Annotated in this window: 12 protein-coding genes; 4 read left to right on the top strand and 8 right to left on the bottom strand. The window is 44.9% G+C overall.

Features of this window, described 5'->3' with window-relative positions; all coding sequences use genetic code 11:
- Positions 1 to 276: 276 nt before the first annotated feature.
- The 5 genes from OA79_RS14525 to OA79_RS14505 form a co-directional block, all read right to left on the bottom strand.
- Positions 277 to 885: a sulfite oxidase heme-binding subunit YedZ gene (locus OA79_RS14525; RefSeq protein ID WP_063333955.1), complete on the bottom strand. Its 609-nt coding sequence runs from the start codon at positions 883 to 885 to the stop codon at positions 277 to 279.
- Between the two features lies 1 nt (position 886).
- Positions 887 to 1,879, bottom strand: coding sequence for a protein-methionine-sulfoxide reductase catalytic subunit MsrP (gene msrP, locus OA79_RS14520; protein WP_063333954.1), 993 nt, complete (start codon positions 1,877 to 1,879; stop codon positions 887 to 889).
- 109 nt (positions 1,880 to 1,988) lie between these two features.
- A complete protein-coding gene (gene pssA, locus OA79_RS14515; RefSeq protein WP_063333953.1) occupies positions 1,989 to 2,774 on the bottom strand; it encodes a CDP-diacylglycerol--serine O-phosphatidyltransferase in 786 nt (261 codons plus the stop codon).
- A 26-nt stretch (positions 2,775 to 2,800) separates the two neighbouring features.
- Entirely contained in the window at positions 2,801 to 4,084 is a 1,284-nt protein-coding gene (hemL, locus tag OA79_RS14510) for a glutamate-1-semialdehyde 2,1-aminomutase (protein WP_063333952.1), read from the bottom strand.
- A gap of 56 nt (positions 4,085 to 4,140) precedes the next feature.
- A complete protein-coding gene (locus tag OA79_RS14505) occupies positions 4,141 to 5,814 on the bottom strand; it encodes a chloride channel protein (protein ID WP_231908882.1) in 1,674 nt (557 codons plus the stop codon).
- A 176-nt stretch (positions 5,815 to 5,990) separates the two neighbouring features.
- Here OA79_RS14505 and argC point away from each other — a divergent pair, with 176 nt between their 5' ends.
- On the top strand, positions 5,991 to 7,022 hold the full coding sequence (gene argC, locus OA79_RS14500) for an N-acetyl-gamma-glutamyl-phosphate reductase (RefSeq protein WP_063333950.1): 1,032 nt from the start codon (positions 5,991 to 5,993) through the stop codon (positions 7,020 to 7,022).
- An 83-nt stretch (positions 7,023 to 7,105) separates the two neighbouring features.
- Here argC and OA79_RS14495 read toward each other — a convergent pair whose 3' ends face one another.
- The gene (locus OA79_RS14495; RefSeq protein WP_063333949.1) at positions 7,106 to 7,534 is read right to left on the bottom strand and encodes an Lrp/AsnC family transcriptional regulator; all 429 of its coding nucleotides are present in this window, start codon (positions 7,532 to 7,534) and stop codon (positions 7,106 to 7,108) included.
- 151 nt (positions 7,535 to 7,685) lie between these two features.
- Between OA79_RS14495 and yjeH the strand changes: the two genes are divergently transcribed.
- Both yjeH and luxS read left to right on the top strand, forming a co-directional pair.
- Positions 7,686 to 8,960 carry an L-methionine/branched-chain amino acid transporter gene (gene yjeH / locus OA79_RS14490; protein ID WP_063333948.1) on the top strand — a complete coding sequence of 425 codons (1,275 nt, stop codon included), beginning with the start codon at positions 7,686 to 7,688 and terminating at the stop codon, positions 8,958 to 8,960.
- Positions 8,961 to 9,025: 65 nt separating this feature from the next.
- Entirely contained in the window at positions 9,026 to 9,538 is a 513-nt protein-coding gene (luxS, locus tag OA79_RS14485) for an S-ribosylhomocysteine lyase (protein ID WP_063333947.1), read from the top strand.
- 102 nt (positions 9,539 to 9,640) lie between these two features.
- Here luxS and OA79_RS14480 read toward each other — a convergent pair whose 3' ends face one another.
- A complete protein-coding gene (locus tag OA79_RS14480; protein ID WP_082825483.1) occupies positions 9,641 to 10,276 on the bottom strand; it encodes a LysE family translocator in 636 nt (211 codons plus the stop codon).
- Between the two features lie 290 nt (positions 10,277 to 10,566).
- Between OA79_RS14480 and OA79_RS14475 the strand changes: the two genes are divergently transcribed.
- Positions 10,567 to 11,442 carry a DMT family transporter gene (locus OA79_RS14475; protein ID WP_063333946.1) on the top strand — a complete coding sequence of 292 codons (876 nt, stop codon included), beginning with the start codon at positions 10,567 to 10,569 and terminating at the stop codon, positions 11,440 to 11,442.
- Here the strand turns inward: OA79_RS14475 and OA79_RS14470 are convergent.
- Positions 11,436 to 11,891 carry an Lrp/AsnC family transcriptional regulator gene (locus tag OA79_RS14470; protein ID WP_063333945.1) on the bottom strand — a complete coding sequence of 152 codons (456 nt, stop codon included), beginning with the start codon at positions 11,889 to 11,891 and terminating at the stop codon, positions 11,436 to 11,438. The genes OA79_RS14475 and OA79_RS14470 overlap by 7 nt on opposite strands.
- Positions 11,892 to 11,924: the final 33 nt, after the last annotated feature.

Raw genomic sequence — 11,924 nt, 5'->3', positions numbered from 1 at the left:
TGAGCCATGATCAAACTCTTCAGTTAAAAAGCTTGCTCACTCAAATTCGAAACACTCACAATTTTACTTAATAAAGCGAATTGACGTGTTTGACTCTCGTAAGACTTCAATTTCTTTTTTGAAGCCCTAGCGAGCGCCCACACAAATTATCTGATTATCTATTTTAAAGAGCGTTGCCGTTACACTTAAGCTGCTCAATCTCTGTTAGAGAGTGAAGCCCTGTCCGTGTCAGCGAGGGCGTATATTAAGGATCTACAGATTTTTAGCAAGTACTTTTTAATTCTTTTTTAAAAAATACTTTTTTACACTCTGAGTTTGTGGAATTCGTATAAGAAGCAATGGAATAGCAAAAGCACTGAACCAGACAAGAATGCTGGTATCACTCTTTATTTGCCACCATAAATGCAGCCATACTAAGAGAGCAGACAAGTAGACCAAACGATGCAGTGGCTTCCAACGTTTCGCCAATTTCTTCATCATTCGCTTAGAACTGGTTATAGCCAAGGTCGTCAAAATCACCAACGCCCCCACCCCAGCGTAAATGTAAGGTTTCTCGATCAAATCACTCGCGATCCACGTCCAACTCAACCCAGCAAACAACACCAAGTAGCAAACCATATGCAACAAAGCATACAAAAATGACGACAGACCGATAAAGCGTCGATAGCGTGCTAGAAATTTGAATTGGGTATATTTGGTTATGGGCGTCATAAAGAGCACTAAGACTAATGACACGCATGCCCATATCCCTGTGAGTCGCATGAGTATTTTGCCTGGATCCGGAAAGTATTGCCCCATTAGCAAAGACACCAGCATCCATAAAAACGGCAAACTAAATAGAATCACTATCCAAGGTTTTTCTTTTCGGTCCCAAAATTGCGCCATATTAGTAATACCGAGTTAAATCCATACCCTGATACAATCCTGCCACTTCTTCTTGATAGCCATTAAACATTTGGGTTTCAATCACGTTAGGGAAGAGTACGCCTCCAGGCAATCGTCGCTCTTGCTTTTGAGACCAACGAGGATGGTCGACCCCTGGATTTACATTCGCATAAAAGCCATATTCACTTGGCGCCAACATATTCCATGTTGTTTGTGGCATGGATTCAACGAAACGAATAGTGACAATGGATTTGATACTTTTAAAACCATACTTCCAAGGCAAGACCAAACGTAACGGGGCACCATTCTGGTTTGGCAATACGCTGCCATACATCCCCACCGCTAGGAAGGCGAGTGAATTCATTGCCTCATCAATACGCAAGGCTTCACGATATGGCCAATCCAATGCATTTCCACGCTGAGCAGGCATTTGCTTAGGATCATATAAGGTTTCAAAATATACGTATTTTGCTTTGGAGTTGGGCTGAAACTTTTTAAGAAACTCGCCAAGCGGTATGCCAATCCAAGGAATGACCATAGACCAAGCTTCAACACATCTTAAGCGATAAATACGCTCTTCCAATTGACTGTCTTTTATGAAGTCTTCAACATCAAAATCCCCTACCTTCTCCGCTTCACCTTCTACTCGAACTTTCCAGGGAAACGGTTGCAAGGAATCAGAATAATCCGCAGGGTCACTTTTACCATAACCGAATTCATAGAAATTATTATAGGTGGTTGCCACATCATAAGGAGCCGCTGTTTCGGATTGACCATAAGGGGTTTTGCTTAACTGACTAAAAGCCCCTTCAAGAGACGTTGGAATAGTAAGAGGACTAACCTCTTGACTGTCAGCCAGTACGCGACCAGATAAACCTAAAGAACTTGCCCCGATCAGGCCCGCTTGCATAAATTGACGTCGATTTAAATAGACAGACTCAGGCGTCACACTACTTTCATGGCAATCCGACGCTTTGGCAATTTTAATCTGCATGACACACCTCTATTTGAAGACTTAATGAATAGAGTGTGCCCGCAGAGAAAGGTTCAAAACCGACACAAATCTATTCGATATAGCTTAGTCGGTTTGAGGTTAAAATTTATTACCGTAAAGATTTAAAAATAATGCCGCCAATACCCCAAAGCCCATATAGACAGAATACAGCCATCAGCACCAATGAAGGCTCAAGCGCGATCAACACCAACACCAACACCGCCATCAATAACACAACAAAAGGCACACGACCCTTAAGGTTTAAGTCTTTAAAGCTACGATATTTGACATTACTTACCATCAGCAGGCCAACGACAGGCACTAACAACGCCATTAGAGTGGATAGGGTTTCACCCGCAATGCCACTTTCATTCGATGCCCAGATTACGCTGGCCACAATGGCCGCTGCCGCAGGACTAGGCAAACCAGTAAAGTAACGTTTTTCTTCGACACCTAGCATGGTATTAAAGCGAGCTAAACGTAAGGCCGCGCCAACGGCATAAATAAACGCGGCAATCCAGCCTACTTTGCCAAGCGGCGCCAATGACCAAGTAAACGCGACTAATGCTGGCGCGATGCCAAACGACACCATGTCTGCCAAAGAATCGTATTCAGCCCCAAATGCACTTTGCGTATGAGTCAGACGAGCGACACGTCCGTCCAAACCATCGAATACCATGGAGATAAAAATCGCTACAGCCGCATGACCATAGTCTCCATTCATCGCTGCGATGATGGAATAAAACCCCGAAAACAACGCCGCTGTTGTGAATAAGTTAGGCAGCAGGTAAACCTCTTTCCTAGGCTGTTTTTTCCCATCACAAATTTCCGCTTCATCCGTTGAGTCTATCGCCGATTTATCCATTTCGGGGTCTTTAATGTCATCATTAGGCATTTAAAATAACCTTCTTTTCAATGTAATTACTTCAGTTTAGCAAACGCTCGTTTTGCTGCTGCAATGGTAAAATCAATGTCTTCGTCTGTGTGCGCTTGAGAGATAAAGCCAGCTTCGAAAGAGGCCGGTGCAAAATACACACCCTCTTCCAACATAGAATGAAAAAAGGCTTTAAACTTATCCAAATCACACTCTTGCACCTGAGCAAAGCTGGTCACTTTCTCCGCTTCGGTAAAGAAGAAACCAAACATACCGCCAACGCTCACCACACAAAATGGCACGCCAACCTCATCGGCTGCGGCTTTTAAACCGGTGACTAAGCGCGTCGCTTTTTCACCTAATGTTTTGTGGAAATCCGGTTCGCTGATTTTATTTAGCACCGCTAGGCCGGCAACCATCGCAACCGGGTTCCCTGACAGAGTCCCTGCTTGATAGACAGGCCCTAAAGGCGAAATACATTCCATAATCTCGCGTTTACCACCAAAAGCACCAACGGGCATACCCGCACCGATCACTTTTCCTAAGGTAGTTAAGTCTGGTTGAATGTTATAATGCTCCTGAGCACCACCCAACGCGACACGGAAACCGGTCATGACTTCATCAAAAATCAATACCGCACCAGACTCATCACAGACTTGTCGCAAAGTGTCTAAGAACCCCGCCACTGGAGGAATGCAATTCATATTGCCAGCCACTGGCTCAACGATGATACAAGCCACGTCTGCACCAATGTCGGCAAAGCACTGCTGCACACCTTCAATATCATTGTATTGCAATGTGATGGTATGTTTCGCCAGATCAGTAGGAACACCTGGCGAGTTAGGCACACCTAACGTTAAGGCCCCCGAACCAGCTTTCACCAGCAAAGAATCAGAGTGCCCATGGTAGCAACCTTCAAACTTGACGATTTTATCACGGCCAGTGTAGCCACGAGCCAAACGAATCGCACTCATGGTCGCTTCGGTTCCTGAATTCACCATGCGCACCATGTCCATAGAAGGCACCAGTTCACACACTTTTTCTGCCATGGTGATTTCCACTTCCGTAGGCGCACCAAAGCTTAAACCGAAATTCAATTGTTGGCGCACAGCCTCTAACACATCGGAATGAGAATGACCTAAAATCATTGGCCCCCAAGAACCCACATAATCGACATAGCGTTTTTTATCTTCATCATAAACATACGCACCTTCACCACGCTGAAAAAAGACCGGTGTCCCACCAACACCATTAAACGCTCTAACGGGGGAATTAACGCCACCAGGGATTCGGTGCTGCGCGCGTGCATAAAGATCTTCTGAACGACTCATAATTTGCTAAATCCTATTACTAATATATTCTCATTCATACGAAACAAAGACCGATTTTAGTCATCATGCTTCAGTAAAAATTGATCCAAACGATGTTTCGAAACCACACCATAAATGGCATTTGGTAAACGAATCAGTACATCATTTTGTCTGCTCTCTTGAAACCAACTCAATAAAGCTTCTAAAGAAGATGGCTCATCAATTTGTAAAATGGCTTCACTTACAACGGCAAGCCGCAAATCCATCACCCCCACTCCCTGATCAAATCGAAGCCAAGGTTGCGGGCCAACATCTAGGTTCTGCAAGGCCTCTAAAATATGAGCACGATGCACCCAATACCAATGTCCATCCGTTTCGAATACCGCATAGTTTACCATACTTGAAGCCAAATCTTTCACTTGCTCAAGAGGAATCTTGACCGGTAGGATCAAAGCATCATCCGATACCGAAGACACCTTATGTTGCCGTAAATGACGACGAAATGGACTAATCGAGGATGCCATTCCCATGAACTTAAGTCGCTCTGTAAAAATGGATTCTTGATGAAACACAACCCTCAGCAAGAGACAAGCCAGCACGATGACAAACAAAGCAGGAACAATGGAAGAAGAAGATTGCGTCATTTCTATGATGGCAACCAACGCGGTTAACGGCGCTTGAAAACTGGCCGCCATCATAGCCGCCATACCCAATAGAGCAAACAAAGCAATGTTATCTGCCGTCACACCAAAAACTAAAGCAACAAAGACACCGGCCATACCTCCAATGACAAAAGCGGGACCAATCATGCCTCCGGGAATGCCCAAACCAATGGTGACAGCCGTCAATACTGTTTTTACTAAGATCAGCACCAACAAAGCATAAACAAGCAAATCACCACTCAATAAACGACTTAAAGACCCATAACCAATGCCCAAACTTTCGGGAAGATAAAAGGCCGCAAGAGCCGTTAATAGAGCAACAATGGAAAAACGCCACCAAACAGAAACCTGACTAAAACGCCAAGCCATTTTTTGAGTATGAAAAAACAGCGCCACCAGCAGAACAATCATCAACACCAATAGCAGACAAGCCGCTAATAATTCAAACGATAAGGTCACATGATGCAAGGCATTAATATCAAATGCATTCATCGGTCCGATAAGAAAATGGCTAACAAAGGTTGCCACCACGGAAGACAGTAATACCGGCAACACAAAATGCTGTCGATACTCTAAGAAGATCACTTCAAAAGCAAACAGCACCCCCGCCAGAGGCGTTTGAAAAATGGCTGATATGGCCCCAGCGACACCACAAGCCAACATGGTTTCCACACCGTATTGGGTCAACTTTGTTCGCACCGCCAATACACTGCCTAAGGTTGCCCCGAGATGCACCGCTGGTCCTTCTTTGCCCATAGACAAACCTCCCAGCAAGCCCACAACAGCAGAGACAAATTGCATCAGACCGTTCCAAATGGGCAAATGGCCACCATGATAAGTCAGCCTTTCTACGACATAAGGCACGCCAACCTTGTGATAAGCCTTAGGGGTAAAATGAAATAATAAGGCTAATAGAAAGCAGGCCAGAACAGGCAGCGCAATACGAGTGAATAACGGCAGCGAAGCAAAAGAATCAAACTCCATATTGATAAAATAACGAGCGGGAACGTACATGACCATATAAAAAAAGGCCATCACTAGACCACACACTAAGCCGCACAAGCCACCCAATAAAGACAACTTAAACAAGTCATCATAAGATTTTGCCGTTGCAAGCCACTTTTCCTTTAAATTTAACCCTTTCAGACCGCCTCCTCACTTTTAACGGGAGCAAATTTCGTGCACTATTCAATCAGTTATATTAAACATTCGCAATCGCCTCAGTACAGGCCAATAGTACAGGCATCAATAGATAGGATAACATCGTGTATAAAATAGGTATCGTTGGCGGTACGGGTTACACCGGAGCCGAGTTATTAAGACTACTTGCAAACCACCCTCAAGTTGATGTGGTGGCCATTACTTCTCGCAGTGAAGAAGGCAAACTGGTTTCAGATATCTACCCAAGTTTACGCGGTCATTACAACTTACGATTCTCAACCCCAAGTGTAGACGAACTGGCACAATGCGACTTAGTATTTTTTGCCACACCTCATGGCGTGGCCATGGATCAAGTCCCAGAATTAATCGACCGAGGTGTTAAGGTTGTTGATTTGGGCGCGGACTTCCGTATCAAAGACACCATAGAATGGTCAAAATGGTATGGCATGGATCATAGAACACCAGATTACGTTGCAAAGGCCGTCTATGGATTACCTGAGATCAATCGTGAGGCCATCAAAACAGCACAACTTGTGGCCAACCCCGGCTGCTACCCTACGGCAACGCAATTGGGCTTAATTCCTTTATTGGAAGCCGGAATCATTGACCCAGCACATTTAATCGCAGACGCTAAATCCGGCGTTAGTGGCGCAGGTCGTGGTGCGAATGTTGGTTCTTTATTGTGTGAAGCCAGTGAAAGCTTTAAAGCGTATGGCGTCGCTGGACATCGTCATTTACCGGAAATCAAACAGGGACTACAAGCCGTTACTGACAGCCCTGTTGGATTAACCTTTGTTCCTCACCTAGTCCCTATGATTCGTGGCATCCACTCTACTATGTATGCCACCTTAATCGACACCACAGTGGACCTGCAAAGCTTATTTGAAGAACGTTACAAAGACGAGTTTTTCGTTGATGTGATGCCGGCAGGCAGCTTGCCAGAAACCCGCAGCACCAAGGGGGCTAACTTCTGTCGTATTGCGGTGTATCGCCCACAAGGCGGAGACAAAGTCGTTGTACTTTCGGTGATCGACAATTTGGTAAAAGGCGCATCTGGTCAGGCCATCCAAAACATGAACATCATGTTGGATTTGCCAGAAAATATGGGCTTAACCGCGCTGGGCATGATGCCTTAATCTCTTCTCTGAGACATAAAAAAACGGGCTGAAGCCCGTTTTTTTATGTCTCAATGTTAACCATTTGAATCCAATGGGTAACATCACCAACGATCTACACGCTTAGCCAAGCACATGTGCGTCACCACCTTATCCAAATTTGGCCATGAATCCATTTCACTGCGAATCTGATGCAGCCGTGCCATTGAAGCCGCCTGCACAAGCACCATCAAATCCACATCACCACTGATAGAGTGAGCCAGTTTTACCTCAGGTATGGCATCGATAAGAGGTTGCACCAAATCGCAAGAGAGCGGCCGAAATGTTAGCGCTAGATAAGCGGTCACACCCTCTTCTTTAGAAACCGACGTATGTGCATGGTAGCCTGTAATGGTACCAATCTCTTCCATGCGCCGAATACGATCCGTCACCGCTGAACGAGACAAATTCACTTGTCGACTAATATCCGACACAGACAAACGCGCATCGGCGACTAATAATGCCAGAATCTTTTGATCATACTGATCCGCCACTCAACACCTCTTATTCTTCCATCATCCGAGACAAAATGACGGAACTTCCGTCATTTTGCACCTCAATAGCGTCATCTTGTATCGTTTCCTATTGAGCGCCTTATTTTATGCTAGAAGTCATTAAAAAACAGCTTATTCATCAAGGTTCACTATGACTCAATATCACCAAACTCTTGGCCCACTTCAAGGCATGGCCATGACAGTCACCACCTTCATAGGTACGGGTCTAATGATCTTACCTGCCATGTCGGTCGCACAAGCAGGTTCTTTTGCTTTTTATGCTTGGCTCATAACGGCTGCAATGATTATTCCCATTGCGTTTATCTTTGCTTTCTTAGGAGCCAAATACCCTTCTGCTGGCGGTGCGTCTCATTACATAGGGCGAGCCTTTGGCGGTGGTATTGAAAAAGCCGTCGGTTGGTTATTCTTAAGTATCTTGCTCGTTGGCCCCGCGGTCGCCATTAAAGTCGCCGCAGCCTATCTCAGTATTATCTTCAATGTTACGGAAAACTGGATTCTCACTTTTAGCATCATCACCCTAGTTGGCATGATGCTATTTGCGATAGCCGGCATTCAAACCTCTGCTCGCTTTCAAAGTGGCGTGGTCATCGCCATGATTGCCACCATCATCATGCTGTGCTTATTAGGTGATATTCAATCCAGCACTCAAGTGATCACATCACCGAGCAATCTGGCTGACTGGCAAACGACTCTCTACGCCACTGGGATCATTTTTTGGTGTTTTCTTGGCATAGAGGTCATGGCACATATGGGGGCCGAATTCAAAAACCCTACCCGTGACTTTCCTATTGCTTTATTGGGCGGCATTGCCATTGTGATTCTTGCTTACTTGAGTTTAGTGTTATTGATTGCTTGGCATCAAACTTATGGCGACGAGGTCACTAACAGTCAGTCTCTTGCTTTACTGGTCAGTAAATTACTAGGGGATACCGGCAGTCGAATCTTTGCCGTAGGCGCTTATGTGATTGCGTTCGCTAATGTGGCCATTTACATCCTTGGCTTTTCCCGCATGGTCCAATCCATGGCTCAGCAAGGCGCTTTACCATCCAAATTCAACCAACTGAATGCCCAAGGTTCTCCAGCAAAAGCCGTATTTTTGGTGTGCGCCATCACCTTGCTGTCTATCCTGTTTTCAGAGCTGTCTGGCTGGAAAATGGCGTGGTTTATTGAAATGACCAATGGCAGCTTTCTGCTCATTTACACCCTAACCTGCATCGCGGCTATTAAGCTTTTAAATAGGCAATTAAAACTGTTGGCCTTACTGGCACTCTGCAGCTGTGGTTTGATGGCATTTTTCATCGGTGAAAGCATGTTATTCGCAGCGATTATGTTTTGCTTAGCACTCTGCTACGAATGGATAAGATCCATCAAAAGCAGCAGTAAAACCATCAATCTTAATGTATAATTCGGCTAAGTTAATTTTATACACGCCATAGCCTCACTCTGTTATGGCTGAAAAGGAGAGAATCTATGCCACTTTTAGACAGCTTCCGTGTTGATCATACACGTATGGACGCACCGGCCGTTCGTGTCGCTAAATCCATGTCCACCCCTAAAGGTGACGACATCACAGTATTTGATTTACGCTTCTGTGTGCCAAATGAAGAAATCCTTTCTGAAACAGGCATTCACACACTGGAACATTTGTTTGCGGGTTTCATGCGTGAACATCTAAATAGCGACAACGTTGAAATTATCGACATTTCGCCAATGGGTTGCCGAACGGGTTTTTATATGAGCTTAATCGGCACCCCCTCTGAAGACACTGTTGCCACCTCTTGGAAAGCGGCAATGGAAGACGTATTAAAAGTAAAAGCTAAAGCCGATATTCCAGAGCTGAACGAATACCAGTGCGGTACTTACGAAATGCACTCTCTAGAAGAAGCACAAAAAATTGCAACAATGATTTTAGAGCGCGATGTAAAAGTAAACAGCAATGAAGAATTGTATCTAAGCGAAGAGTTCTTGAAAGAACACAGCTAAGGATTGTAGCTGCATACCAAATAAAAAAGGTGACCTAGTGTCACCTTTTTTATGCTCAACATTTTGATTATCTGACGATTTAAATAACCAGAGTCAAAAGGCTCAAGAACGGGTCGCGGTAGCCAAAAATACACTGGCCATAACAAACACACTTCCCATCCCTCGATTTAAATTTTTCATACCACTGGGCTTCTTAATCAAACGGCGAATCTGCTTACCACCCAAAGCATAGACATAAGCGGCAATAAATTCAGTCACGCAAAAAGTCACTCCCATCCAGAAAAATTGCATTGGCACTGGCTGAGTCAAATCCAACATCTGTGGAAAAATCGCAGTAAACAACAAAATGGCTTTGGGGTTACTGACGGCAACCAGAAACTCCTGACGCATTCTGGCAAGGTGATTGGATTTTGCCCGCACACCATTTTCCGACTCGTGTTCCTGCAAAGCCGTTGCCGCACTACGCCAAGTTTTCACGCCAATGTAGAAAAGGTAAACCACACCGAGCCACTTAATGACACTAAACCAAAATACAGACGATACAATAATGGCCCCCAAACCCAATGCGGATACCAACATCAAGAGACTGAATGCCAAGTTACGTCCAAATACTGCAATCACTGCAGGCACCGCACCGTACTGCATACCATTGTGCATCGCGGTAAAATTATTAGGGCCAGGCCCAAGCGACAACAACATAATCAAAGGTGCGATCGTCAACCATAAACTCAAGGTCACTTCAGCTTACTCCTACACTATAATCTGTTCAGAAAACCATCAAAAAGGGGCGCAACTTTACCTTGAGTTTCATCTTCTGCCAACTGTTTTATGAGATTCTATAAACGTGTTTTTTTATCCACCTAAGAGCAGCCATCTATTCGTAAGTCAGTCATCATCATTTCTTTCGAATCTAAAGCGAATCCCTTGCCTTACTTTGTCTTTGTTATGTCGCAAAACACAACTTAAACCTACAATTTTTCCCACGTAACAAAAGACGATTTATCCACTTTTTAAACAAGAGAAAAAAGATGACGATTTCCCATTTATTTCTGTGGCTAACGGCAACGATTTGGGGCTTTGCCTTTGTCGCGCAAAGCGTTGGAATGGAATCCCTCGGCCCATACAGCTTTAATGCGGCTCGCTTTACCTTAGCCGCTTTATCCATGTTGCCATTGGCCTATCTATTTGAACGTCATCGCAAGGCAGACATAGGCTTAACCATAAAAGCTGGCGCTATTGCTGGATTAATCCTGTTTTCTGGAGCGACGTTACAACAAATAGGCCTACTTTATACCACAGCCGCCAACGCAGGTTTTATCACCACCATGTACATGCTCATTGTGCCGATTGTTGGCTTGTTTCTAAAACACACCATTGAACGTCATACTTGGCTGGGTATTGCTCTCGCTGTCATCGGGTTATACATCCTTACTGTGGGACCGAACTTAAGCATTCAAAAAGGCGATGCAATTGAGTTAGCGGGGGCTTTCTTCTGGGCGGCACACGTTTTGGTGGTTGGTTACTACTCGCGTAAAGTGCCTATCATTAGCTTCTCAATCGTGCAGCTAGTCATTGTGGCGGTCTTTTCTTGGATTCTTGCCCTGTTAACAGAACAGCCCACCTGGCAAAACATTCAACAAAGCTGGCTGCCATTGGTTTACGCAGGTATTGCCTCTTCTGCCATCGCGTATTCTTTGCAAACCCTAGGACAAAAGAATGTTGCACCAAGTTCGGCAGCATTGATCTTATCAACAGAAGCCGTTTTCGCCGCTATTGGCGGGTGGTTGTTAATGGATGAATACTTATCAACACGTGAATTCATGGGGTGTGCGCTGATCTTTGTCGGCATGATCATCAGCCAGTGGCCGCGCCAAAATAAAATGCCGGCCAGCGTCGCTCAATAAGTCTCTGGCGTTTTCTCACTGTCCGCCGGTATTTCACGAGATACCGGCGTCGATAGTATCATCATGGTATTGGTGTCACTTAGATCGATAAGACGTTCCAGCAATTGATCGAGCTTAGACATAGAATGCACCGCCACTCGTAACACAAAAGCATAAGGCCCAGTGACATTGTAACAATCCACCACCTCGTCCAGACTCATCACCAAAGCTTTAAATTCCCGCTCTTTAGTACGATACACCTGACACTCCACCAGCGCAGTGATAGGAATACCAATTTTCTCCAAATTAACCTTCACGTGATAACCGGTAATCACGCCAGCTTCCTCCAATTTTCGGATACGCTCTGCTACCGCTGGGGCAGACAGGTGCACTAATTTGCCCAACTCAGCGTAAGTCAATCGCGCATTTTCGCCTAAAGCTTTGAGTAACTTCCAATTCGTTTTATCCACATTGCGTTCCTATCAAAGGGCTTCGAAATAGAA

Origin of the sequence: Marinomonas sp. TW1, from assembly GCF_001625355.1 — a bacterium.
GTDB lineage: Bacteria > Pseudomonadota > Gammaproteobacteria > Pseudomonadales > Marinomonadaceae > Marinomonas.
Note: the sequence above shows the minus strand (reverse complement) of the source record. Positions and strands in the feature narration are given on the sequence as shown.